Genomic DNA, 23,859 nt, shown 5'->3' on the forward strand with positions numbered 1-23,859 from the left:
GCCCGAGCTCAGTGGACCAGCGTCTGTGGCCCGAGCACGAAATCCGGGTCGACCTGGTCGGCGAGGTCTTCGCCCACCTTGTCGTTGGCCCAGGCGGTGGCGTTGCGCAGGTGAAACTCCACCGCCTGCCGGGTGTAGGTGGCCCAGTCCTTCGCACAAGCATCGACGGCTTTACGCATCGCGTCCAGAGCGTCACGGGTAGCGATCTCCAGCGCGGAGAGCGGCTGCGGGCGCCCCCGCTCGGCCGCCTTCACGTACGCCGAGCGCCCCACCCAGGTCAGCAGGTCGTCGCCGGCGTGCTCGCGGAGGAAGTCCACATCGGACTCGTCGTCGACCTTGTTGCCCACCACGTACACCCGGACGCCGAAGTCGCGCGCGTAGCCCACATACTGCCGGTAGACGCCCACGCTGCGCAGCGTCGGCTCGCACACCAGGAACGTCGCGTCGAAGCGGGTGAACAGCCCGGACGCGAACGAGTCGGCGCCGGCGGTCATGTCCACCACCACGTACTCCCCCGGGCCGTCGACCAGGTGGTTGAGCAGCAGCTCGACCGCGCCGACCTTGGAGTGATAGCAGGCCACGCCGAGATCCTCGGTCGCGAACGGCCCGGTGACCGCGAGCCGGATGCCGCCGACCTCGCGCACGAGCGCGTCGTAGATCGGGTTGGCCCCGGTGATCGAGAGCAGCCGCGAACCCCGCCCCGGCGGGGTGGTCTTGACCATGGCCGCGGCCGAGGAGATCCGGGGGTTGCTCCCGCGCAGGTGCTCCTTGATGTCGGCCAGGTGGTCACCGAGCGCGGGCAGCAGCACGGCCTCGTCCTCGGCGGCGCCGAGCGCGGCGGCCAGGTGCTGGTTGATGTCCGCGTCGACGGCGAGCAGCGGCGCGCCGCTGCCGGCCAGGTGGCGGGCCAGGAGGGCGGCCAGCGTGGTCTTGCCGCTGCCACCCTTCCCGACAAGAGCGATTTTCACGGTACGGGCTCCTTGGGCTGTCGTCTCTTGCTCGTATTGGATGTCATTTCCAATAGCAGCGCAAGCACTTTCGGGCGTGTCGGCATATCGAACCTTTTCACCGCCCAGTTACGGTCCGTCCCGACGCGCGGGCGCCGCGCGGTTCAGGTTGAAAAAAGTTCGTTGGTAGGGTTGCGGGCCGTGACGATGACCGAGCCCGTGGCCGCGCCCGCCGACCCGCCGGCCACCTCACGCCGCCGGCCGGACCTCGCCGTCGCGGCGCTCTCGCTGGGGCTCGCCGTGCTCGTCACCGCCGGCCTGTGGGCCGATCCCAACCACCGCACGATCAAGGTCAACTCCAGCGACCAGGCGCTCTTCGAGTGGCTCCTCGCGTTCGGGGCGCACGCACTCACCCACGCGGAAAACCCGCTCTTCACCCACCTGATGAACGTCCCCGACGGGGTGAACCTCGCGGTCAACACCTCGATCACCGTGTACGCGGTGCTCTTCGCCCCGGTCACGCTGCTCGCCGGTCCACAGTGGTCGTTCGTCGTGATCCTCACGCTCAACCTGGCCGCGACCGCGTTCGCCTGGTACCTGCTGCTCTCCCGCGCGTTCCGCCTACCGGTCCTCGCGGCGGCGGTCGGCGGCGTCTTCTGCGGCTTCGCGCCCGGCATGGTCTCGCACGCCAACGCCCACCTCAACTGGACCGCCGGCTGGCTGGTGCCGCTGCTGGTGTGGCGGGTGTTCGCGCTCCGCGAGCCGGGCCGCTGGCGCCGCAACGGGCTGATCCTCGGCGTGTTCGTGGCGATCGCGTTCTCCATCGCGGCCGAGGGGCTCTTCTTCACCGCCCTGGCCTGCGGCGTGTTCCTCGGCGTGTGGGCGCTCTCTCGCCGTGCCGAGGCGCGCGCGGCCCTGCCGCCGTTCCTCCGCGGTCTGGCGGTCGCCGGCGGCACGGCCCTGGTCCTGCTCTCGTACCCGCTGTGGCTGCACTTCTTCGGCCCGCAGCGCTTCCACGGCACGGGCTTCGACCCGAAGGTGCACAACGAAGACCTCGCCGCGTTCGCCGCTTTCCCGGAGCGCTCGCTCGCCGGCGTGGCCGGCCTTGGCACGGGCCTCGCGCCCAACCCCACCGAGGAAAACTCGTTCTTCGGCCTCCCCCTGCTCCTGCTCGCGATCGCCTGCTTCGTGCTGCTATGGCGGCGCGCCGAGGCGGGCCGGCGGGCGGTGCTGCGCGCGCTCGCGGTCACCGCCGGGGTGTTCTTCGTGCTGTCACTCGGGCCGGAGCTCAAGGTCGACGAGCGGCTGACCGGCATCCCGCTGCCGTACGCCGCGCTGGGTTCCCTGCCGGTCTTCAACGCCGCGCTACCCGCCCGCCTGGCGCTCGTGGTGATCCCGCTGATCGGCGTGGTCCTCGCCTACGCGCTGGCCGCCCTCGGCCCGCGGCCCGCGCCGGCCTGGCTCGGCGCCTTCGCCGTCGCGCTGTTGCCGCTCGTACCGGTGCCGCTGCACACCTCGGTGTACGAGCCGGTCCCCCGCTTCGTCACGTCCGGCACCTGGCGGGAGTACGTGAGCGACGGCGGTGTGCTCGCCCCCCTGCCGCCCACCTCCGACGTGCTGCCGGACGGGCAGCGCTGGCAGACGTACGCGTTGGCGCACCGGCAGGGCGAGTTTCGCATCCCGGCCGGCTTCTTCCTCGGCCCCGGCGGCCCGGACGGCAAGGGCCGGATCGGGCCGGTCCCCCGCCCGTCGGCCGACCTGCTCTTCGAGGTCGCGCGCACCGGCGTGGTGCCGCCGATCACCGACGCCGACCGGGCGGCCGCGCGCGAGGACCTGCGCTACTGGGGCGCGGAGGCCGTCGTGCTCGCCGATCACGTACACGGCGCGAAGTTTCCGGCCCACCCGGAAGCGTTGCTACGCGCCACGACCGAGCTGCTCGGCCCCCCGCAGCGGGTCGAGGATGTGTGGCTCTGGCGCGCCTGAAGCGCCCCACGGATCCGAATCGTCGCCAGCTACGAATCCGGGCTGGCGCACTATCACCAATCCATCGAGAAGAGGCAGCATCAGCTCGGACGACTCGACGAAAAGGTGGGGCTCGTGAGTCCTTGGGACAACATCGACCGGCACCTGAAGGAGATGCACGACTTCCTGATCAACGATCGGGCGAAAGTCGTCGCCCAGGCCCAGCGCGAGGCTGACGAGGCCAAGGCACGTGGCGAGGAGCAGTGGAGCCAGCTCCTTCAGGAGCGTGCGGACGAGCTCCGGTCATTCCGCTTCCATTGGGAGCGGGAGGAGGCGGCCGCGGCCTGAAGGGTGACGTGAGCGACACCCGGTGATCGGGCCCCTACCCGGGTTTAGGCTGGGTGGGTGACTAGTGCACTCACCCGGCTGCGCCACCGAAACCTCGGCCGCGTCGACTACCTCGCGGCGTGGGATGAGCAGCGGCGGCTGCACGAGGCCGTTGTCGCCGGCGCCGAGCCCGACACCGTGCTCCTGCTGGAGCACCCCAGCGTCTACACGGCCGGCAAGCGCACCGAGCCGCTCGACCGCCCGATGGACGGCACGCCGGTCATCGACGTCGACCGCGGCGGCAAGATCACTTGGCACGGGCCCGGCCAGGTGGTGGGCTACCCGATCCTCAAGCTGCCCGACCCGATCGACGTCGTGGCCTACGTGCGCCGCACCGAGCAGCTGCTCATCGACGTGTGCGCCGAGTTCGGCCTGGCCACGACACGGATCGAGGGGCGCAGCGGCGCCTGGGTGCCCGCCGACGACCGCGGTCCCGACCGCAAGGTGGGCGCGATCGGCATCCGCGTCTCGCAGGGCGTGACCCAGCACGGCTTCGCGCTCAACTGCGACTGCGACCTGTCCGTCTACGACCGCATCGTCCCGTGCGGCATCCGCGACGCGGCCGTCAGCTCCCTCAGCGCCGAGCTCGGCCGGCAGATCACAGTCGCCGACGTGTTCCCGGTGGTCGAGCGCCACCTGGGCACACTGCTCGCCGGGTAGGCGCCTTGTCCGTTCACGGGCTGGTCGTACGGCCCGGCGAGGGGCGCACGTTCGCGTACGCGGGGCAGCCGATGCGCGTGCTCGCCGAGACGCAGGGCTTCGCGGTCGTCGAGATGACCGTGCCGCCCCGATTCGCCGGCCCGCTGCCACACCGCCACCACGGCTTTGACGAGGGCATCCACGTGCTCAGCGGCATGCTCCTGCTGACGTACGGCACGGACGACCCGGTCGAGGCGCCAGCCGGGTCGTTCTGCCTCGCGCCGCGTGGCGTGCGCCACACCTTCGCCAACCCGACCGACGAGCCGGCCCAGGTGCTCGGACTCTGGTCCCCCGGCCCGGCCGGCCTCGCGTTCATGGCGGACGTCGGCGCGGTAATCCCCCCAGGCGGCGCCCCCGACCCGGCCGCGGTAGCCGCCGTCTACGCCGCCCACGACAGCGACCTGCTGCCCTAGGGCCTGTATCGGCTACCGCGATTTCCGCTGTGGTCCGGACCGCTGCTCCCGCACGCCTTACCGGCCCGGGAGGCTGTCGAGCCGCTCGCACAAACGGGGCAGCTCGACAGCCAGGGGTGACCGCACCCCACAGCGGACCCGGCGAGGGCCCTAGGGAGTCAGTCGGTGGCGGTCGCGCGGGAAGGCGGTCACCTCGCGCACGTTGCCCGCACCGGTGAGCCGGGCCACGAAACGCTCCAACCCGATCGCGAACCCACCATGTGGCGGCATCCCGTGCCGAAACGCCTCCACATAGGACTCGTACGGCGTGAGCGGCTCGCCCCGCGCGGCCAGCGCCGCCACATAGTCCTCGTACCGGTGCAGCCGCTGCCCGCCGGTGACCAGCTCCACACCCCGGAAGATGAGGTCGAAGCCGTTCGTGTAGCCGGGGCGGCCGGGGTCGGGGTGGGTGTAGAAGGGGCGCTTGGCCATCGGATAGCCGGTGACGAAGACGAAGTCCGAACCGTGCTCGCGTAGCGCCCACTCCCCGACCGCCCGCTCGTGCGCCGGCGCTAGGTCCGGCTCGTCCGGTGCGGCGCCGGCGATCTTCAGCGCCTCCGTGAAGTGCAGCGCCGGCAACTCGGCCGGCAGCACGGCGGGCAGCCCGGTCGCCGCGACCATGCCGCGGATCACCTCGGTGAGCACGGCCATGACGTCGCGATGGTCCTCGACGAAGCCGAGCTCGACGTCCAGCGACGTGAACTGCGCCAGATGCCGCCCCGTCTCGTGCGGCTCGGCGCGGAAGGCCGGGCCCACCTCGTACACCCGCTCGAAGACGCCGACCATCATCTGCTTGTAGAACTGGGGCGACTGGGACAGGAACGCGGGCCGTCCAAAGTAGTCGATCGCGAAGACGTTCGCCCCGCTCTCGGTCGAGCTGGCCACGATCTTCGGCGTGTGCACCTCCACGAAGCCCAAGCCGTCCAGTGTGGACCGGAAGCCGGCCGCGGCCGCCGCCGACAGGCGCAGCGCCGACGCCCGCGTGGGGTGGCGCAAGGAGAGCGACGCGTGGTCGAGCTGGGTCGGCAGCGTCGCCGCCAGCTCCGGCCGGAAGAGGTCGAACGGTGGCGGCTCGGCGGGCGCGCCCAGCACCCGTACCAGAGGCTCGACAACCTCGACCCCGGCGGGCGCGGCGGTGTTCGCGACGGCCTTGCCGGTGACCTCGACGGCGGTCTCCTCCCCCACGGCCTCGATCTGGGCGCGGACGCCGGGGTCGGTGACCACGACCTGGCTGAGCCCGGCGCGGTCCCGGACGATGAGGAAAGCCACCGACTTCAGCAGCCGGCGGCGGTGTACCCAGCCCGCGACCCGTACGGCCGAGCCGATGTGGGCATGGATCTGGGTGGAAAGGATGCGTTGCATGCGGCACCTCCTCGTCAATCGCGCAACGCGATCCCCGATGGGGCGCGGGCGAGTGGGGAACTCGCGGTGCCACCGCGCCTTCACCCCCGAAGGGGCCTCATTTTCGAAGCGGCTCAGGAGTGTCTTCACGCCCCGGCGCCGGGCCACCTTCACAGCACGCGGTAGCTCTCTCGGCCGGCGGATCGGGGCGGTACTTGGTTCCGTCGACGCCGCTCATGCCACGCTAACAGGACAAACCGGTGGTGGGCATCACATTAAGGGGAGGGTGAGGCTCGTCGCCTAATGTTCATGCGTGACCACGGCGAGCGTAGGCTCAGATCTGTGACCATCGCTCCAGAGGGACGGCGCCTGCTGCGCATCGAGGCGCGCAACGCCGAGACGCCGATCGAGCGCAAGCCGCCGTGGATCAAGGTCAAGGCCAAGATGGGCCCGGAGTACACCGAGCTGCGTGGCCTGGTCCAGCGCGAGGGCTTGCACACCGTGTGTCAGGAGGCCGGCTGCCCCAACATCTACGAGTGTTGGGAAGATCGCGAGGCCACCTTCCTCATCGGCGGCGACCAGTGCACCCGGCGGTGTGACTTCTGCCAGATCGACACGGGCAAGCCGGCCGAGTTCGACGCCGACGAGCCCCGCCGGGTCGGCGAGTCGGTCGCCACGATGGGCCTCCGCTACGCCACGGTCACCGGTGTCGCCCGCGACGACCTCCCCGACGGCGGCGCCTGGCTCTACGCGGAGACGGTCCGCCAGATCCACAAGCTCCAGCCCGGCTGCGGTGTCGAGCTGCTGATCCCCGACTTCAACGGCGACCCGGTGCAGCTCGGCGAGGTCTTCGACGCCCGCCCCGAGGTGCTCGCCCACAATGTCGAGACGGTGCCACGCATCTTCAAGCGCATCCGGCCGGCCTTCCGCTACGAGCGCTCGCTCGACGTGCTCACCCAGGCGCGCGCGGCCGGCATGGTGACCAAGTCCAACCTGATCCTCGGGCTGGGTGAGGAGCGTCACGAGATCTCCCAGGGCCTGCGCGACCTGCACGCCGCGGGCTGCGAGCTGGTGACCATTACGCAGTACCTCCGCCCGACCCCGCGCCACCACCCGGTGGAGCGCTGGGTCAAGCCGGAGGAGTTCGTCGAGCTCAAGGAGGAGGCCGAGCGCATCGGCTTCGCCGGCGTGATGAGCGGGCCGCTGGTGCGCTCCTCCTACCGCGCCGGCCGGCTATACCAGCAGGCTCTGGAGGCCCGCTCGAGCTGACGGCGCGATGTCACGCTCCGGGATGACTTACGGACGAAGCGTGTTGAGGAATCCTATAGAGATAGTTAGATTCCTCCCCATGAGTCTGCCGACGGAACCCATCGGAAGCATCCCCCGACCCGCCGCCCTCCTTACCGGTATCGCCGACCACGCGGCCGGCCGCATCGACAAATCCGCCCTGGACGGCCTGTACGACGATGCCGTGCGCGACACGATCGCGACGCTGGAGTCCCTCGGCTCGACCGTGGTGACGGACGGCGAGCAGACCAAGCCCTCCTTCGTGACCTACCCCCTCGCCGGTCTCGACAACCTCGCGCCGGACGGCGCGGTCATCCCCTTCGCCGACGGCCACACCCGGCAGCTGCCCCGGCTGGCGGCGGGTCCGTTCCGCTACGCGGCCCGCGCGGGCGACTACCTGCGCGCCGCCCAGCGACACGCGTCCGTGCCGGTCAAGCAGGCGGTCATCGCACCCTCCGCGCTGAGCCTTCTCTACCCCCAGGACCCCATCACCGGGTACAGCCGGGAAGAGTTCCTCGACGACCTCGTGGACGAGGCGGAGGCCGACATCCGCGACGCGCTCGACGCGGGTGCGCACCGCGTCCAGCTCGACTTCACCGAGGGCCGGCTCTCGATCAAGCTCGACCCGTCGGGTGGCGTGCTGCGGTCGTTCGTGGCACTCAACAACCGCGTGCTCGACCGCTTCACCGACGAGGAGCGGGCCCGGATCGGCGTACACACGTGTCCCGGCGGCGACCAGGACTCCACGCACAGCCTCGACGTCGAATACGCCGCGCTGCTTCCGGACCTGTTCGCCATCAACGCCGGCGTCTTCTACGTTCAGCTCGCCAGCGAGGCCGACCCCGACGCGGCGCTCGCCGCGGTGGCCGCGCACCTCCGCCCGGGCCAGCGGGTCTTCGTCGGCGTCACCGACCCGATCGACCCGGCGGTCGAAACCCCGGCCCAGGTGCGCGACCGCGTGCTCCGCGCGGCCGAGCACATCCCCCCGGACCGCCTCGGCACCTGCGACGACTGCGGCTTCGCGCCATTCGGCGACGACACCTCCACGTCGCGGGAGACCGCCTTCGCCAAGGTACGCGCGCGGGTGGAGGGGACCGCACTGGCCGCTGACGCATTGGGCGTCTAAAGATCGCTGCTCCCGCGACCGCAGGTCGCGGTCACCCGCCGGCCGCGCGACAGTCGCCGTTGCCCACGACATCCCCGCCGCGGCGGGGGCCGGCATCAGGGTGCCGTCGCAACCGGTAAGCGCGACGGCGGCAGGGACAGCGCACGGATTCCAGATCTAGGAGAGTTAGGGCGCCATACCAGCCCTAAGTCTCCTAGATCTCCATAGCTGACGCGGACCGCAGGCTCTCGTGGATAACACAGCGTAAGCAGGTGAGCGAGGGTTGCGCCGTTTGTGGTTCGGCGCAGTTCGCGGCAAGAGCCATTGCGGACAACGGCGACCGTCACGCGGTGTGGCGTCTTTGCCGCGACCAGCGGCGGACGGGCGAGGCCGCGGGAGCAACGGCATGGACCACGACGGGCGTCGCGGTAGCCCAAATCTGTCTTTGAATCGAGCTTGGAGGATGCGGCGCCCCGACTCCGGAAGCTCTCGAGAGGCCGGGAGCGACGTCTAGCATCCAACGATGTGGATACCGGCGCCGGCGACCGGGAGCTAGGCCGATGGAAAAGTGGGAGTACGCGTCGCTGTACCTGGTGAAGGTGAGAAACCAGGTGCGCGAGTCGCGCCTGTTTCGCGACGACAAGGTGACCGTGGAAAACAAGCTCGTCGCGGTCATCGTGCGGGTCAAGGTCGACACGATCCGCACGCAGGTCTCCTCCGACATCGCCGCGTTCAACTGGGCCGGGCAGCAGGGCTGGCGGGTGAGGCTCGACGGTGCGGCCCCGCCTGGCCCGGTGCCCGACCTGGTGACCGAGGCCGTCCGCGCCGACGGTGAGGCCGTCGCGTGCCGGCAGTTTTACCTGGAGCGGGCGCTCGCCGGCTGAGTGGCCGCACGGCGTAGCTCGCGCATGCCGCGCCGGCCGATGTAGACGGTCGCCACACCGGACAGCCCGCCGAACGCGGCCAGCGAGAGCGCTGGCGCCCACCCGCCGAGGCTGCCGAGCTCGTCGTCCGCGGCGAAAAGGGCCACGGTGTAGCCCGCGGTGGCGAGGATAAGCAGGGTGACGACGGCCCCGACGGCGGCCATCACCATCGCCGCGACGCCGCCGGCGCGTGTGGGAGTCTCCGCGGTCATGCCCGCATGGTAAAGCTAGGAACGCTCCTCCAGCAGCCCCAAGCGGTGTGCGACCGCGGCCGCCTCCACCCGATTGGCCACCGCGAGCTTGGCGATGATGCGGGAGACGTGGACGCTGGCCGTCTTGGGCGAGATGTAGAGCTGCTCGGCGATCCGCCTATTGCTCAGCCCTTCGGCCACCAGGCGGAGCACCTCCTGCTCGCGCACCGTCAGCAGCTCCGGCTCGTCGGGCGCGGAACGGCTGGACACCCGCAGGCCGACGCGGCGGGCCAGCGTGTCGAGCTCTTCCCGGAGGGGGGCGGCGTGCAGGTCGTCGGCGATGCAGCAGGCCTCCTCGACCGCCTCGCCGACAAGGCCGCGCTCGCCGGCCGCCGCGGCGGCCTCCGCGAGGCCGAGCAGGGCGCGGGCCAGCGGGTAGGGCTGGCCGTCGACCCGCCAGGCCGCGACCGCCTCCTGCCAGGCGGGCAACGCGCCGGGACCGCGGGCCAGGATGGCGCGGGTCTGTGCGGCCCCCGCCCGCTGCGCGGGGTGTCGCGAGCTCAGCTCGGCCATCCCGGCGCGGACCTGCTTGGCCACCGCTTCGTCGTCGCCGAGCGCGGCGGCGCGGGCGGCGGCGACCATCAGCGGCCACATGTAGCGCGGGAACTCCTCGGCGCGGGGCACGGCGAGCCCGGTCTTCGCCGCCTCGACCGCGCCAGGCAGGTCGCCGCGCTGGAGGGCGGCCTCGATGCGCAGCTCGTGCAGCGGGATGGCGAGCTGGTGCTCCAGGTATGGCCGGCCGAGGAAGCTCAACGCCCGGGCCACCAGCTCGTCGGCGCCGGGGTGGGCGCGGGCCAGCCGGAGCTGGGCGCGGATCTGGAGCCAGTGGAGGCCGAGCGTGCCCGGCGGGTCGATGCGGGCGGTCTCGGCGCAGAGCGCGTCGGCCTCGTCCCACCGGCCCAGCGCCCAGAGCGCCTCGGCGTGGTTGGAGAGCAGGAACGCGCCGGTCGAGCGGCTGATGCCGACCCGCTTGGCCTCGACCGTGCCGTCGGCGGCGTTGCGCGCGGACTCCGTGTACTCACCGACCTCGAAGAGGGCGTCGGAGATGTTGACCAGCGCGTGGACCAGCTGCGGCACGTCGCCGGTGCGGCGGGCCAGCTCTTCGGCCTTGCGCAGCTCGGCGAGGCCGGCCTCGGCGGAGATCTCGTTGGTGCACACGCGGCCGTAGGTGAGCGTCGCCGCGACCTGGGCCGCGGGGTCACCGAGCGCCTCGGCGTCGGCCATCGCCTCGCGGGCGATGCGCGCGCCCTCCGCCACGCCGACCTTGCCGAGGTGGGTGGCGACGTTGGCCAGGATCAGCACCCGCTCGGGCTCGTTGGGCACGTCGTGCACCAGCTCGTACGCCGTGCGGAGCTCGGTCGCGCCGTCGCCCTTGCCGAGCACGCGCATCAGCCGGCCGCGGCGCTCCAGCATGCGGGCGGCGCGCAGCGGCTCGGCGTCTCTGTCGATCTCGGCGAGTGCGGCGCGGGTGAGGCTCATCGCGCGGGCGTAGTCGCCGGCCGTGGACGCGGCGAGCAGCGTCTCCTCCAGCAGCCCGAGATGGTCCATGCCGAGCCGGTCGGCGGCGTCGGGCACCTGCTCCCACAGCTCGAGCACGCGCTCCAGCAGCCGGCTCTTCTCCGCGTACGCGTACCGCTTGCCGGCCGCCGTCGCCGCCGCCCACGCCGAGGTGAGCGCGCGGGGGTGGTCGTGCGCCGCATACCAGTGGTGGGCGATCTCGGCGGGCGCGCGGTCGGCGCCGACGAGCTGGGGCCGGGCCTCGATGGCGGCCGCGTAGCGGGCGTGCAGGCGGGCCCGCTCGCCGGGCAGCGCGTCTTCGTGGACGGCCTCGCGCACCAGCGCGTGGCGGAACTCGTATCCCCCGTCGGCGCCGGCCACCAGCAGCTGGGCGGCGACCGCGGTGCGGAGCGCGTCTTCGAGCGCGTGGTCGGGCTGCTCGGCGACCTGGACGAGCAGGTCGTGGCCGATCCGGTTACCACCGGCGGCGGCCAGCCGGAGGACCCGCTGCGCCGCGTCGGGCAGCCGGTCGATCCGGGCGAGGAGGAGGTCGCGAAGGGTGTCGGGCAGGTCGCGGCAGCCGTCGGGGTCGCTGGAGACGGCCAGCTCCTCGACGAAGAACGGGTTGCCCTGGGAGCGGTCGTAGACGTTGTCGACGAGCGCGGGGCGGGGCTCGGCGCCGAGCAGGTCGGCGAGGATCTCCATCGTGCCGTCGCGGTCGAGCCGGTCGAGATCGACGCGCTCGACGCCACGGGCCCGGTCGAGCTCGGCGAGGAACGGCCGTAGCGGGTGGCCCCGGTGCAGCTCGTCGGAGCGGAACGTGCAGATCAGCAGCGCCTGTGCCGTGCGCGCCGAGCGGATCAGAAACGCGATGAGGTCGCGGGTGGAGCGGTCGGCCCAATGCATGTCTTCGACGATCAGGACCAGCGGGCGCTCCCGGGCCAGCCGCCCGAAGAGGCCGGCCACCAGCTCGAAAAGGTAGCCCCGATTGGCGTCGACGAGCCCCTCTGGGCCGGCCGGGCCCAGCTCGGGCAACAGCCGGGCGAACTCGTGCTCGTGCCCGTCGAAAGCCGCCGGGCCGTCGCCGCGCAGCAGGTCGCGCAGTGCGGCCACGAAGGGCGCGAACGGCAGGCCCTCCTCGCCCAGCTCGAGGCACTGGCCGGTGAGGACGCGGACGCCCTCGCCCAGCGCGTAGCGCCGAAACTCCTCGACCAGCCGGGTCTTGCCGATCCCCGCCTCGCCGCCGAGCAGCACCGTCGTGGGCTCGTCGCCGCGGGCGCGCTTGAGCGCGTCGCGCAGCGCCGCGAAGTCGGCGTCGCGACCCACGAGGACGGAGCTTGTGGCTCGGGCGGTCACGAGATCGAGCATGCCATGCCCCTCCGACATCTCATTAACGATTAAGAGCCGTGGGGCTCGCCCCCGTGACGAGCCCCACGGCCGGAGATCAGGAGAGCGCTGGCGCCCGCGTGGCGGCCCCGTGGTGCCGCCGCCCGGCGCGGGACCACCAGCGTGGCTGCTCGGGGCCGTTCCCACCGCGTACGACGGAGCGGGCCAGGCGCACCCGGTCGGCCTCGGCGTGCAGCTCGGCGGAACGGTGACGGTGAAGGGTCAGTGCGGAGTGTGCGTCGAGGTTCGTCATGACCATTACTCTTCGCGCGAAGGCAGCGCCGGCGCATGGGTGCGATGCCCGATCTTCCAGGTGGGAGGGGTACTTACCCCGGCCCGCGGCGGAGCCCTAGGGCCGTAAGGTCCTTACCGCGCCCAGCCCTTAGACTTCCTGGCATGGCAAAGCCCGAGGAGAAGGTCGGTTTCGGTCAGCGGCTGAAGCAGATCGGGATGGTTTTCTCGTTCACCGCCAAACGCGACAAGTGGTTCGCCCCACTGGTCGCCGCCGCGGTGCTCATCCCGCTCGCCCTGACCGTGGTGGCGGTGATCACCTGGGGCTGGCTGTGGCTGCCGGTGGGCATCCTGCTCACGCTCCTCGCCGTGCTCATCGTGCTCAACGTGCGCTCCAACGCCGCGATGATGAACGCCGCGGAGGGCCAGCCCGGCGCCGCCGCCCAGCTCGTCGAAAACATGCGCGGCGACTGGCGGGTCACCACCGCCCTCAGCTCCACCACGCAGATGGACATGGTGCACCTCGTGCTGGGCCGGCCGGGCGTGATCCTCCTGGCGGAGGGCAACCCGCAGCGCGTGCGCAGCCTCCTCGGCCAGGAAAAGCGCCGGCTCGCCAAGGTCATCGGCAACGCCCCGATGTACGACTACATCATCGGCACCGAGGAGGGCGAGCTGTCGGTCCGCAAGCTGCGGACCACGCTCATGCGCCTGCCGCGCAACCTCACCGGCAAAGACGTCAACGCGCTCGACAAGCGGCTCACCGCCCTCTCCGCCCGCCCCAACCTCCCCAAGGGCGCCATCCCGAAGAACATGCGCCCCTCGAAGGGCGCCTTCCGCCAGATGCGCGGCCGCTAGGTCGCTGCCGGCTCCGGCCTCAAGGCCATTTCGAATATTTGAGCTACCGCGATGTTCGTCGTGGTCCGTGCCGTCGCTCCCGCGGCCTCACCCATCGCTGCTGGTCGCGGTTACCCCTTGATCACCCACACGCGCCGAAAAGATCGTGGTACTCCGGTCCCCCATAGGGGGTCTGAAGTACCACGATCTCGTTCCTGCCCGGCTAGCGGTCGCTAGAACGGGAGTCGTAGGCCCAGGCGGCCGCCGAGCGGGGCGTTCCAGTCGCGGACCAGGCGCAGCTCGGTGTCGGTGAGGCCGCGGCGGTAGACGCGCACCTCGTCGACCGTGCCGCGGAAGCGGTCGGCGCCGTCCACGCGCTGTCCGATGTGGATGCCTTGCACGCCGAACTCCTTGCCCGCCGTCACCGAGCCCGGCGGTGCGGTCGTCGATGCCACCTCGGTGCCGTCGACGAGCAGGGCCAGCCGGCCGTCCGCGCGGCGCAGGGCCACGTGGTGCCACGCGCCGTCGTTGTAGGCGGACGTCGAGGCCACGCTCACCGTGAAGCGGTCGACGACCATCAGGGCCCGGATCCGTTTGCTCGCCGGCTCCGCGCGCAGCCAGATCTGCGGGGTGGTCCCGCTTCCCATCCGGTACGCCCAGAGGATCGCGCCCTGCTTGGTCGGCTCGGCGTAGCGGATCCAGGCGGTGAGCGTGAAGTCGCCGCCGCCGAGGTCGATCGAGCGGTCGAACGGCACCTCGACGCGGTCGTCGACGCCGTCCAGCGCCAGCCCGCCGCCGAAGCGCCCGTCCTCGACACCGGCCGCTCCGCCGCGCAGGTAGGCGTCGTTGCGCGCGGGCGACACGTCCGGCGTCGTCGGGGCCGGAGCGGGTGGGCCGGGGATGCCCGGCGGCGTGCCGTTGGGCGTGTCCAGGTAGGCCTCGTCGAAGCGGGTCCACCGGATGCTCTCGTACGGCGTCGAGGTGCCTGACTCGTACATCAGCGCGGCCTCGTCGCCGTCGAGCCGCACCATGTCGGAGTACGCGGTCGGGCCCCACGAGAAGACCTTGCCCTGCCGCCACGTCTCCCAGGTGCGCCCCTCGTCGTACGACGAGCGGATCGACGCCACCTCGCGCGCGGCCGGGTGTGCCGGCGCCGAGAAGAGGATCCGCCCCGAGTCGAAGCGGAGCAGTGAGCCCTGCACGTCCGGCATCTCCAACGCCGGCAGTGTCCGGAAGGGACGATCCAAGGTCTCGCCGCCGTCGCTGCTCGTCGCGTACGCCCGGCTGCCCGGGTCGGTGCCCCGCTCGCGGGCCAGCGCGTATATCCGCCCGTCGCGCAGCTCGACGACGGTCACCTCCTGCGCGATGACCCGCCCGTCGTCGCGGGACGTCTCCGCGCCGATGTGCCATGTCTCGCCGCCGTCATCGCTGTAGAGCAGGTGTGTGCCGTACACGTGCGGGCCGACCCGATCCCAGCTCTCGAAGCTCGCGCCGACCACCAGTCGCCCGGCGTGCGGGCCGCGGGTGAGCTGGATGCCGTGCATCGGCCCGGTGGCGTACCAGTGGTTCCACTCCGGACGCTTCGCCTCGGTCAGCTCGCGCGGCGCCGACCAGGTGGCCCCGACGTCGTCGCTCACCTGCACGTACGGGTCGCGGTCGCACCCGTCGGGGCACGGTGCCGGTCCATTGTGGGTGGTCACGACGACGACCCGTCCGGTGCGGCGGTCGACGATCGGCACCGGGTTGCCGTGCGTGCTCCCGTTGCCCTCGGATACCACCTGGAGCGGCCCCCACGTGCGCCCGCCGTCGGTCGAGCGGCGGAGCACGAGGTCGATGTCGCCGTCGTCGCCGCAGTCCGCGACCCGCCCCTCGGCGAAGGCCAGCACGGTGCCGTCGTTGGCCCGCACGACGGCGGGGATGCGGAAGCAGGAGTAGCCGGAATCGCCCTGCCGGTACAGCACCTGCTCGTCGACCGAGGGTGCCGGGGCGGCCACCGAAGGGCCGAGCAGCGCGAGTGCGAGGAGCGCCTTCATCAGACCAGCCCCGCCGCGGCCAGGTACTTGCCGACCCGGGCGATCTCGTCATCGTCGAGCGGCACCTGTGGCGGCGCGGTCGTCGGGTGGTCGATGACGCCGCGCAGGAAGAGTGCCGCCTTGAAAGCACCCAGTGCGGACGAGCTGATGCCCATGCGTGTGCCTCCCACCGTGATGAGTTCGAAGAGGTGAAACAGCCGCTCCTGCTCGGCCCGCGCGGCGTCCCACTCGCCGGCCCACGCCGACCTCAGCAGCCGCACGTACCCGTGCGGGTCCACATTGCCCAGTCCGGGGACGACCCCGTTGGCGCCCATCCACAGCGCTGAGTCGACGGTCAGCTCGGACCCGGTCAGCACGCTGAACCCGCTGACGTCCTCCCGGTCGCGGCGGCCGAGGATCACCGACCGCAGCCCGCCCTCGTCGCCGCTGGAGTCCTTGACGCCGGCCAGTACGCCCTCGGCGGCCAGGTCCAGCACGAGGTCGGTGCTGAGCTTGGTGTGCACCGACACCGGCAGGTCGTACGCGTACAGCGGCCGCGCCGCCGCGTCGGCGATCGCGCGGAAGTGGGCCCGGATCTCGGTCGGATGCGTGCGCGCGTAGAAGGGCGCGGTGGCGACGATCCCGTCCACGCCGGCGTCCACAGCGGACCGCACGTGGTCCAGCACCCGCATCGTCGTCATGTCGATGACACCGGCGAGCACCGGCACCCGCCCGGCGACGTGCGCGACGACGGTGTCCAGCACGACCCGGCGGTGCCGGTCCGGCAGGAACGCCGCCTCCGACGAGGAACCGAGCAGGAACAGCGCGTCCACACCCCCGTCGATCAGGTGGTCGACGAGCCGGGTCAGCGAGCCGGTGTCCACCTCGTACCGCGGGGTGAGCGGGGTGCACACCGGAGGGATGACGCCGGTGAGGGCTTGGGCCGTGGTCATGAACGCTCCTGTGCTTGGCTGATCAGCTCGCGGTCGGTGGCGCCGGCCGGCACCGGGTGGTAGCAGCGGATGAGCTGCCCGGTGTCGCCGTCGAGCGGCGGCATCTCGTCCGCGCAGTCGTCTTCGGCCCGCCAGCAGCGGGTACGGAAAGGGCAGCCGCTCGGCGGCCGGGTGGCCGACGGCACCGGTCCCACCAGCGGGATGGGATCGATCGGGTGCAGCAGGCCGGGCGTGGCGGAGAAGAGCGCCCGCGTGTAGGGATGCCGCGCGCCGTGCGGCAGCGCCGCGGCCGGCGTCTCCTCGACGATCCGGCCGAGGTACATGGTGACGACCCGGTCGCTCATCCGCCGTACCGTCTGGATGTCGTGCGAGACGAAGACGAGCGCGAGGCCGAGCCGCTCTTTGAGGTCGAGCAGCAGGTTGAGGATCTGCGCCCGCACCGACACGTCGAGCGCGCTCGTCGGCTCGTCGGCGACCAGCAGGTCGGGTTCGAGCGCGAGCGCGCGGGCGATCGCCACCCGCTGCCGCTGCCCGCCGGAGAGCTGGCCGGGCAGCACGTCGGCGGCGCTGGCAGGGAGACCCACCTGGGCGAGCAGCTCGCGCACCCGCTCCGCGCGCTGCCGAGGTGTGCCCCGGCCGTGCACGTCGAGCGGGTCGCGCAGCACCTTGCGCACCGGCAGCCGCCGGTTGAGCGCGGTGGACGGGTCCTGGAAGACCATGCCGACGCCCGCTCCGATCAGGCGGCGCCGCCGGAAGTCGGGCATGCTTCCCAGGTCGTTCCCCTTGAAGGTGACCGTTCCCGACGTCGGGCGCTGGAGGCCGACGAGCACCTTGGCGAGCGTGGTCTTGCCGCAGCCGGACTCCCCCACGATGCCGACGGTCTCGCCGGGCGCGACGGTGAGGTCGGCGCCGGTGAGCGCATAGACACGGTCGCGGTGGAACAGCCCGCCGGAGCGCGCCTTGTGCACCACGTGCACATCGGACAGTTCAACAAGGACTGTCATGAGACACCCGCCAGTACGGTCGCCGGGTGATGGCAGGCGACGGCGTGCCCGTCGAGCCCGACCAGCGGTGGGGCTTCGGAGCGGCACACGGAGGAAGCCATCGGACAGCGGTCGGCGAAGCGGCAGCCGGACGGGAAGTCGGCCGGCGACGGCACCACGCCGCGGATCTGGGTGAGCCGCGGCGCCGCGGACTCCAGCGACAGCACCGAGCCGAGGAGCCCGCGGGTGTAGTGGTGCGCGGGCGCGCCGACGAGCGACGCGGTGACGCCGGTCTCGACGATCTGCCCGCCGTACATCACCGCGACCCGGTCGGTCACGTCGGCGACCAGGGCCAGGTCGTGGGAGACGAGGATCAGTGCGAAGCCGAGCTCGGCGCGCAGGCGCAGCAGCAGCTCGATCACCTGCGCCTGGACGGTCACGTCGAGCGCGGTCGTGGGTTCGTCGGCGACGATCAGCTTGGGGTCTCGGGAGAGCGCCATCGCGATGAGCACCCGCTGCCGCTGCCCGCCGGAGAGCTCGTGTGGGTACGACGAGAGCGTGCGCTTCGGGTCGAGCCCGACCATCTCCAGCAGCTCGGTCGCGCTCCGCTTGCCGCCACGCCGGATCAGCTGCTTGAGCTGGGCCCGGATGGTCATCGCCGGGTTGAGGGAGGAGAGCGCGTCCTGGTAGATCATCGCCATGTCGTGGCCGAGCAGCCGCCGGCGGGCCCGGCGCGGCAGGGCGAGCAGGTCCTTCCCGTCGAAGCGCACCTGCCCGCTCACCCGGGCCCCGCGCGGCTCGAGACCCATCACGGTCAGCGCGGTGAGCGACTTGCCGCAGCCGGACTCGCCGACCAGCCCGAGCACCTCGCCGGGGCGCACTTCGAAGCCGATGCCGTCGACGATGTCCACGTCGTCGTGCCGGCCGGGGAAGCTGATCCGCAAGCGCTCGACCGAAAGCACGGGCCGGCCGGCGGGCAGCGGCCGGGCCCGCTCGGCGAGCCGCCGGGCCGCCTCGGCGAGTCCGGGCAGCTGGACCACGTCGCCCGAGCCGGGCTTGACCGCCTCGATGGCGTCACCCTCCTTTGTGGAGCGGGGCGCCCGGCGTGCGGTGGGCGCGGCCCAGGCGTCCGAGACGCCCTCGGAGAGGATGTTGAGCGACAGCACGGTGAGGAGGATCAGCAGGCCCGGGAATACGGTGGCCCACCAGCCGCCGAGCAGCACCATGTTCTTGCCGTCGGCGATGACGCTGCCCCAGGAGGGGTTCGGCGGCCGCACACCCGCGCCGATGAACGACAACGACGCCTCGAAGACGATCGCGTCGGCCACCATCACCGTGCAGAAGACCAGCACCGGCGCGGCGCAGTTGACGGCGACGTGCTTGACCAGGATGTGCCAGGTGCGCGCGCCGATGGTCCGCTCGGCGGCGACGTAGTCCTCGCCGTACTGGGCGAGCACGTTGGCGCGTACCACGCGGGCGACGGGCGGTGTGTAGAGGAAGGCGATCGCGAAGACGAGCACCTGTATGCCGCCGCCGAAGACCGCCACGAGCACGGCGGCCAGTGCGATCCCGGGAAACGCCATGACGACGTCGAGGATCCGCATCATGCCCTCGTCGACCCACTTCGGGGCCGCGGCGGCGGTGGCGCCCACGATGGCGCCGACGACGAGCGCGGACGCGGTCGCGCCCAGGCCGATGACGAGCGACCAGCGCGCGCCGTGCATGAGCCGGCTGAGGATGTCGCGGTTGGCGCTGTCGAGCCCCATCCAGTGGTCGGCCGAGGGGCCGCCGCCGGCACTGGCCTGGTCGAGGGGCGAATGCGGCGCGATCCACGGCGCGAGGAGCGCGACGAGCGCGATCGCGAGGAGCACGCCGAGAGATATCCAGGAGAGCGGCGAGAGGCGTCTCATGAGGCGCTCCGGAGGCGCGGGTTCACCAGCAGGTACAGGATGTCGACGGCGAGGTTGACCACGACGAAGCCGGTGGCGATGGTCAGCACCACGCCCTGCACGACGGCGGGGTCGCCGTTGGTGACCCCGTCGATCATGAGCTTGCCCATGCCCGGGAGCGCGAAGATCGTCTCGATCACCACCGCGCCGCCGAGCAGGTAGCCGACCCGCAGACCGAGCACGGTCAACGGGTTGATGAGCGCGTTGCGCAGGACGTTGCGGCCGACCACGACGATCGGCGGCAGCCCGCTGCCGATCGCCGTGCGCACGTAGTCCTTGTCCAGCTCCTCCACCATCGACGTGCGCACGATGCGGGTGAGCTGTGCGGCGACCGGCAGCGACAGGGCCAGCGCGGGCAGCGTCATCGAGCGCAGCCACCCGGTGAACGAGTCGGCCGGGTTGATGTACCCGCCGGTCGGGAACCACCCCCGGTCCACCGCGAGCCACTGGATCATCAGCAGCGCCAGCCAGAACCCGGGCGCCGCCACCCCGCCCAGCGACACCACCCGGATCACCTGGTCGGGCCACCTGTCCCGGAAGATCGCCGCGGTGACACCCAGCAGAAGCGAGGTCACCACGGCGATCCCGAGCCCGAGGAAGGTCAGCTGCATCGTCAGCGGCAGCGCGGTGAGCACCGAGTCGAGCACCGGCGCCCGGGTCAGCACGCTCGTGCCCATGTCGCCCTGGAGCAGGTCGCCGACGAAACGCACGTACCGCACCGGCAGCGGGTCGGTCAGCCCGTTCTCCTCGCGAAACTGCTGGATCTGCTCCTGCGTCGGGTTCGTGCCCTGGAAGTACGCGTACTCGGGCTTGTTGTTCGAGAACCGCATGACGATGAAGACGAACAGGATCACACCCAGCAGCAGCGGGATCAGGATGAGGATGCGGCGGGCCAGCATCCGGGCGATCACGGACACGAGCTCAGACTCGCTTGGACTGGAGCAGGTTGATGCCTGGGTACCCCTGCGGGCGCACGCCGGTGAGCTTCTTGCTGTCCCAGGCGGTCATCAGCTCGGTGTGCACGACCGGGTAGAGCACCGCCTGCTCGGCGATCACGTTGAGGTACTGGTGGGTGAGGTCCAGCTTCTTCGCCGGGTCGGGCTCCTCGGTCGCCTTGTCCATCAACGCGAAGAGGTCCTTCGCCGCCGGGCTGGCGTCCCACTTCGTGTACTTCATCCAGACGCCGCCGGGCGTGTAGTTGTACCGCAGGATCAGGTCGGCGTCGATGCCGAACTGGTTGGGGTTGGAGGCGGCCGCCACGACCTGGTAGTCCTGCGACTGGTCCATCTTCGTGAACAGCGCGCTGGTGTCCTGCGGCTGGAGCGTGGTCTTGACGCCGATCGCGTTCCAGGAGTTGGCGATCGTGGGCAGGCAGTCGGCGATCCAGCTCACGTTGACCGCCATCAGCGTGATCGACAGCCCGGTCACACCAGCCGCGGCGAGCAGCGACTTGGCCTTGTCCGGGTCGTACGCGTACACGGTGCTGGCCCGTTCGTAAGACGGGTTGCCCTCGTTGAGGAAGCTCGTCGACGCGGTGCCGTGCCCCTTGAGCGCGACGTCGATCATCGTCTTGGTGTCGATCGCGTACAGCAGGGCCTGCCGCACCCGCACGTCGTCGAACGGCTTGTTGCCGGTGTTGAACATCAGGAACATGTGGTTCATGCCCTTGGCGCCCTCGACCGTGAGCCCGCCGCTCTTGAGCTGGTCGATGTTGGCGTACGGGATGTTGTCCGAGATCTGCGCCTCCGCGTGCGAGCCGGAGATCTTCGCGACGCGGGCCGCGGCGTCCACGATGGACAGCCAGTTCATCTTCTTGTACGCGGCCGGGCGCGGCCCGTTGTAGTCGGCGAACGCCTCGAAGGTGGTGTTCGACTTCGGGTTGTGCGCGGTCTGCTTGAACGGTCCGGAGCCGACCGCCTTGCCGCCCTTGGCCGCGTCCCAGCCGCCGGCGACGCCGAAGACGTGCTTCGGCAGGATCTTGGCGATGGCGAGCCGCCGGAGCGCGTCCGGGAAGGGGAACTTGAAGACGAGCTCCACGCTCGTGTCGTCGACCTTGCGCACCTCCTTCAGCCACGCCCGGAAGAAGTTGCCCACCAGCGGCTTGACCTCGGGGTCCAGGACCCGTTCGAAGGTGAAGAGCACGTCGTCGACGGTGACCGGCTGCCCGTCGTGCCACTTGGCGCCCTGCCGCAGCGTGAACTTCCAGGTGGTCGCGGTCGGGTCGGCCGGCAGCGCGGTGGCGAGCGCCGGGTACGGCTCGCGGCTCACCGGGTCGGTCTCGACGAGCGCCTCGTAGATGTGCTGGATGGCGGCCATCGAGAAGGCGGACGCGGTCTGGGTGGGATCCCAGCTCTGGTCGTTGCCGTAGCCGATCACGGCGGTGACCAGCTCCTTGTCTCCGTCGCCACCCGTCGAGCCGGTGGAGGCCGGCCCGCTGCCGCAGGCGGACACGGTCGCCGTGACGGTGGTGGCGGCGCCGAGGATCGCGGTGTAGCGCAGAAGATCGCGGCGGCTTATGGTCCGATATGTCGAGGTACCCACGGTGCCTCCTTCGCGTCCACTCATGGGACGTCCTATGTCCTACGTCCTGGAGAGGCTAGGCGCCCATCGATCACGCGGTCAAGAGGCTGTTACCGGTGTGTTTCGTTTCCACTACGTCGAACGGCCACGCTCGCTTCGCTCGCCACGGCCGCCCCTTATGTGATCTTGAGCCACTCCGTGGCGGTGGTGTGGTCGCCCAGCGCGTCCGGGTCGGGCTCGACGCCCAGGCCGGGGCCGGTCGGCACGCGTACGTGCCCCTCCTCCAGCACGAACGGCGCGGTGATGTCCCGCGCGAAGTACCGGTCGGAGGCGGACGTGTCGCCGGGCAGCGTGAAGTTGGGCAGCGCGGCGAGCGCGACGTTGGCCGCGCGGCCGAGGCCGGTCTCCAGCATCCCGCCGCACCACACCGGCACGCCGTGCGCCGCACACACGTCGTGCACCCGCCGGGCCTCCAGGTAGCCGCCGACCCGACCGGGCTTGACGTTGACGATCGCGGCCGCGCCGAGCGCGATCGCGTCCGCCGCCGCCCGCGCCGAGGTGATCGACTCGTCGAGGCAGACCGGGGTGCGGATCTGGCGGGCCAGCTCGGCGTGCCCGCGCACGTCGTCTTCGGGCAGCGGCTGCTCGATCAGCAGCAGGTCGAACGGGTCGAGCCGGGCCAGCTGGCGGGCGTCGGCCAGCGTGTACGCGGTGTTCGCGTCGACCTGGAGCAGCACCTCGTCGCCGAAGCGCTCGCGCACGGCGCGCACCGGCTCGACGTCCCAGCCGGGCTCGATCTTCAACTTGATCCGCAGGTATCCCTGCCCGAGATAGCCGGCGACCGCGTCCAGCAGCGCGGGGATCGAGTCCATGATCCCGACCGAGACGCCGGCCGGCACCCGCTCGCGCACCGCGCCAAGGTAGCCGCCGAACGACAGCCCGGCCGCCCGGAGCTGGGCGTCGAGCAGCGCCGTCTGCACCGCCGCCTTCGCCATGGGATGCCCCTTGATCTCGGCGAACACCGGCTCGACCGCGACCGGGTCGGCACTGGGCAGGGCGGCGAGCGCCGGCACGAGGAAGCGGCGGATCACCTCGGCCGCGCCGTCCACGTACTCGCTGGAGTAGCGCGGCTCGGACATCGCCACGCACTCGCCCCAGCCCTCGGCGTCGCCGGTGACCGCGCGCACCAGCAGCACGTCGCGGTCGTACTCGGTGCCGAACGAGGTGCGAAACGGTGAGACCAGCGGCATGGCGACGCGCCGCAGCTCCAATCCGGTCAGCCTCATGCGTCTTCCAACACGTACCAGCCGTCTCGCGTCACGCCCGCCACGCTATAGCCCCGGTCCATCGCCGCGGTGATCGCGTCGCGCAGCGCGTACCGCCAGCGGCTGGCGAGCGTGGGGTCGGCGCCGCGCAGCGCCTCGACGTCGGCCGGCGCGGCCACCAGGAGCCGCCGGCCGACGGCCCCGGCGACCGGCGCCGGGGAGCCGTCGCCGCCCCGCCCCAGCACCACGACGCCGCCGGCCGGATCGACCTCCCGGCACTCACCGCGGGCCGCCGCGTTCGCGCTGGGCGAGGTGAGGTCCCAGCGCACGTACATGCGGTCGCTCGGGCCGCCGGAATTGATGCCGTCGTCCATCGGGCCGTAGAAGTCCGGCAGGTACGCGGTGGCCCGGGCGCCGAGCTTGCACAGGTTGAAGTAGGCGTTGCGCCGGACCAGCGGGTCGTAGGTCCAGCACACCGTGTCCAGGCCGCGGTCGAGCGCCCAGGCCCGCTGGTGCAGCTTCATCGCGAACCCGACGCCGGAGCCCTGCCGCCCCGGCTCCACGCCGGCGATGTGCGAGTGCAGATGGTCGGCGCCGATGAAGGCGACCGCGGCGCCGAGCAGCTGGCCGCCTCGGTACGCGCCGACGACGTAGTTGCCGGAGTGCGAGAACGCCCGCATGAAGCCCGCGTTGACAAGCTGGTCGGGTGAGTCGGCGTTCCAGACGCGCTGTAAGAGCTCCGCGGCCGCCCGCTGATCGTCCACCTCGGACAGCTCCAGGACCCGCACCCCGAGCCGGTCAGCGGCTCCGTTTGCCGCCATCCGCGCCTCATCGGCCAGCGTGCTCATCGCTCTACGGTACTGATCCGTGCCGGG

21 protein-coding genes are annotated in these 23,859 nt (G+C 71.6%); 8 read left to right on the forward strand and 13 right to left on the reverse strand.

Annotation, left to right across the window (positions count from 1 at the left end; translation table 11 throughout):
• Positions 1 to 8 precede the first annotated feature (8 nt).
• Positions 9 to 968 carry a nucleotide-binding protein gene (locus tag ACTMTJ_RS32905; RefSeq protein ID WP_441222541.1) on the reverse strand — a complete coding sequence of 320 codons (960 nt, stop codon included), beginning with the start codon at positions 966 to 968 and terminating at the stop codon, positions 9 to 11.
• 186 nt (positions 969 to 1,154) lie between these two features.
• On the opposite strand from ACTMTJ_RS32905, the gene ACTMTJ_RS32910 reads away from it, so the two are divergent.
• The 4 genes from ACTMTJ_RS32910 to ACTMTJ_RS32925 all read left to right on the forward strand — a co-directional run bounded on the left by ACTMTJ_RS32910 (position 1,155) and on the right by ACTMTJ_RS32925 (position 4,408).
• A complete protein-coding gene (locus ACTMTJ_RS32910) occupies positions 1,155 to 2,930 on the forward strand; it encodes a DUF2079 domain-containing protein (protein ID WP_441222648.1) in 1,776 nt (591 codons plus the stop codon).
• Positions 2,931 to 3,044: 114 nt separating this feature from the next.
• A complete protein-coding gene (locus ACTMTJ_RS32915) occupies positions 3,045 to 3,257 on the forward strand; it encodes a hypothetical protein (protein WP_441222542.1) in 213 nt (70 codons plus the stop codon).
• Between the two features lie 57 nt (positions 3,258 to 3,314).
• A complete protein-coding gene (lipB, locus tag ACTMTJ_RS32920; RefSeq protein WP_441222543.1) occupies positions 3,315 to 3,956 on the forward strand; it encodes a lipoyl(octanoyl) transferase LipB in 642 nt (213 codons plus the stop codon).
• Positions 3,957 to 3,961: 5 nt separating this feature from the next.
• Positions 3,962 to 4,408 carry a cupin domain-containing protein gene (locus ACTMTJ_RS32925; protein WP_441222544.1) on the forward strand — a complete coding sequence of 149 codons (447 nt, stop codon included), beginning with the start codon at positions 3,962 to 3,964 and terminating at the stop codon, positions 4,406 to 4,408.
• A gap of 150 nt (positions 4,409 to 4,558) precedes the next feature.
• On the opposite strand, the gene aspS is transcribed toward ACTMTJ_RS32925, so the two are convergent.
• A complete protein-coding gene (gene aspS / locus ACTMTJ_RS32930; protein ID WP_441222545.1) occupies positions 4,559 to 5,809 on the reverse strand; it encodes an aspartate--tRNA(Asn) ligase in 1,251 nt (416 codons plus the stop codon).
• Positions 5,810 to 6,097: 288 nt separating this feature from the next.
• On the opposite strand from aspS, the gene lipA reads away from it, so the two are divergent.
• The 3 genes from lipA to ACTMTJ_RS32945 all read left to right on the forward strand — a co-directional run bounded on the left by lipA (position 6,098) and on the right by ACTMTJ_RS32945 (position 9,064).
• Positions 6,098 to 7,057 carry a lipoyl synthase gene (gene lipA / locus ACTMTJ_RS32935; RefSeq protein WP_441222546.1) on the forward strand — a complete coding sequence of 320 codons (960 nt, stop codon included), beginning with the start codon at positions 6,098 to 6,100 and terminating at the stop codon, positions 7,055 to 7,057.
• A gap of 79 nt (positions 7,058 to 7,136) precedes the next feature.
• A complete protein-coding gene (locus ACTMTJ_RS32940) occupies positions 7,137 to 8,201 on the forward strand; it encodes a cobalamin-independent methionine synthase II family protein (protein WP_441222547.1) in 1,065 nt (354 codons plus the stop codon).
• A gap of 539 nt (positions 8,202 to 8,740) precedes the next feature.
• Positions 8,741 to 9,064 carry a hypothetical protein gene (locus tag ACTMTJ_RS32945; RefSeq protein WP_441222548.1) on the forward strand — a complete coding sequence of 108 codons (324 nt, stop codon included), beginning with the start codon at positions 8,741 to 8,743 and terminating at the stop codon, positions 9,062 to 9,064.
• Here ACTMTJ_RS32945 and ACTMTJ_RS32950 read toward each other — a convergent pair.
• Genes ACTMTJ_RS32950 through ACTMTJ_RS32960 form a run of 3 tightly spaced genes read right to left on the reverse strand, consistent with a single transcriptional unit; the run spans position 9,037 to position 12,490 of the window.
• Positions 9,037 to 9,315, reverse strand: coding sequence for a hypothetical protein (locus ACTMTJ_RS32950; RefSeq protein ID WP_441222549.1), 279 nt, complete (start codon positions 9,313 to 9,315; stop codon positions 9,037 to 9,039). The two genes, ACTMTJ_RS32945 and ACTMTJ_RS32950, sit on opposite strands and share 28 nt — an antisense overlap.
• Positions 9,316 to 9,330: 15 nt before the next feature.
• Complete coding sequence (locus ACTMTJ_RS32955) at positions 9,331 to 12,237, reverse strand: helix-turn-helix transcriptional regulator (RefSeq protein WP_441222550.1); 2,907 nt, start codon at positions 12,235 to 12,237, stop codon at positions 9,331 to 9,333.
• 58 nt (positions 12,238 to 12,295) lie between these two features.
• Positions 12,296 to 12,490, reverse strand: a complete 195-nt coding sequence (locus ACTMTJ_RS32960) for a hypothetical protein (protein ID WP_441222551.1) — start codon at positions 12,488 to 12,490, stop codon at positions 12,296 to 12,298.
• Between the two features lie 143 nt (positions 12,491 to 12,633).
• Between ACTMTJ_RS32960 and ACTMTJ_RS32965 the strand changes: the two genes are divergently transcribed.
• A complete protein-coding gene (locus tag ACTMTJ_RS32965; protein WP_441222552.1) occupies positions 12,634 to 13,323 on the forward strand; it encodes a DUF4191 domain-containing protein in 690 nt (229 codons plus the stop codon).
• A 212-nt stretch (positions 13,324 to 13,535) separates the two neighbouring features.
• Here the strand turns inward: ACTMTJ_RS32965 and ACTMTJ_RS32970 are convergent, their stop codons facing one another.
• The 8 genes from ACTMTJ_RS32970 to ACTMTJ_RS33005 form a co-directional block, all read right to left on the reverse strand.
• A complete protein-coding gene (locus ACTMTJ_RS32970) occupies positions 13,536 to 15,335 on the reverse strand; it encodes an exo-alpha-sialidase (protein WP_441222553.1) in 1,800 nt (599 codons plus the stop codon).
• Complete coding sequence (locus ACTMTJ_RS32975; protein WP_441222554.1) at positions 15,335 to 16,267, reverse strand: dihydrodipicolinate synthase family protein; 933 nt, start codon at positions 16,265 to 16,267, stop codon at positions 15,335 to 15,337. The genes ACTMTJ_RS32970 and ACTMTJ_RS32975 overlap by 1 nt, the downstream gene beginning before the upstream one ends.
• Positions 16,264 to 17,271, reverse strand: a complete 1,008-nt coding sequence (locus tag ACTMTJ_RS32980) for an oligopeptide/dipeptide ABC transporter ATP-binding protein (RefSeq protein WP_441222555.1) — start codon at positions 17,269 to 17,271, stop codon at positions 16,264 to 16,266. The genes ACTMTJ_RS32975 and ACTMTJ_RS32980 overlap by 4 nt, the downstream gene beginning before the upstream one ends.
• Positions 17,268 to 19,160, reverse strand: coding sequence for a dipeptide/oligopeptide/nickel ABC transporter permease/ATP-binding protein (locus ACTMTJ_RS32985; protein ID WP_441222556.1), 1,893 nt, complete (start codon positions 19,158 to 19,160; stop codon positions 17,268 to 17,270). Before ACTMTJ_RS32985 ends, ACTMTJ_RS32980 begins: the two co-directional genes overlap by 4 nt.
• Positions 19,157 to 20,116 carry an ABC transporter permease gene (locus ACTMTJ_RS32990; RefSeq protein WP_441222557.1) on the reverse strand — a complete coding sequence of 320 codons (960 nt, stop codon included), beginning with the start codon at positions 20,114 to 20,116 and terminating at the stop codon, positions 19,157 to 19,159. Before ACTMTJ_RS32990 ends, ACTMTJ_RS32985 begins: the two co-directional genes overlap by 4 nt.
• A gap of 4 nt (positions 20,117 to 20,120) precedes the next feature.
• Positions 20,121 to 21,740, reverse strand: a complete 1,620-nt coding sequence (locus tag ACTMTJ_RS32995) for an ABC transporter substrate-binding protein (RefSeq protein WP_441222558.1) — start codon at positions 21,738 to 21,740, stop codon at positions 20,121 to 20,123.
• Positions 21,741 to 21,895: 155 nt separating this feature from the next.
• Complete coding sequence (gene menC, locus ACTMTJ_RS33000; protein WP_441222559.1) at positions 21,896 to 23,005, reverse strand: o-succinylbenzoate synthase; 1,110 nt, start codon at positions 23,003 to 23,005, stop codon at positions 21,896 to 21,898.
• Complete coding sequence (locus ACTMTJ_RS33005) at positions 23,002 to 23,832, reverse strand: GNAT family N-acetyltransferase (RefSeq protein WP_441222560.1); 831 nt, start codon at positions 23,830 to 23,832, stop codon at positions 23,002 to 23,004. Before ACTMTJ_RS33005 ends, menC begins: the two co-directional genes overlap by 4 nt.
• Between the last annotated feature and the right edge of the window lie 27 nt (positions 23,833 to 23,859).

Origin of the sequence: Phytohabitans sp. LJ34 (assembly GCF_052068095.1) — a bacterium.
Taxonomy (GTDB): Bacteria; Actinomycetota; Actinomycetes; order Mycobacteriales; family Micromonosporaceae; genus Phytohabitans.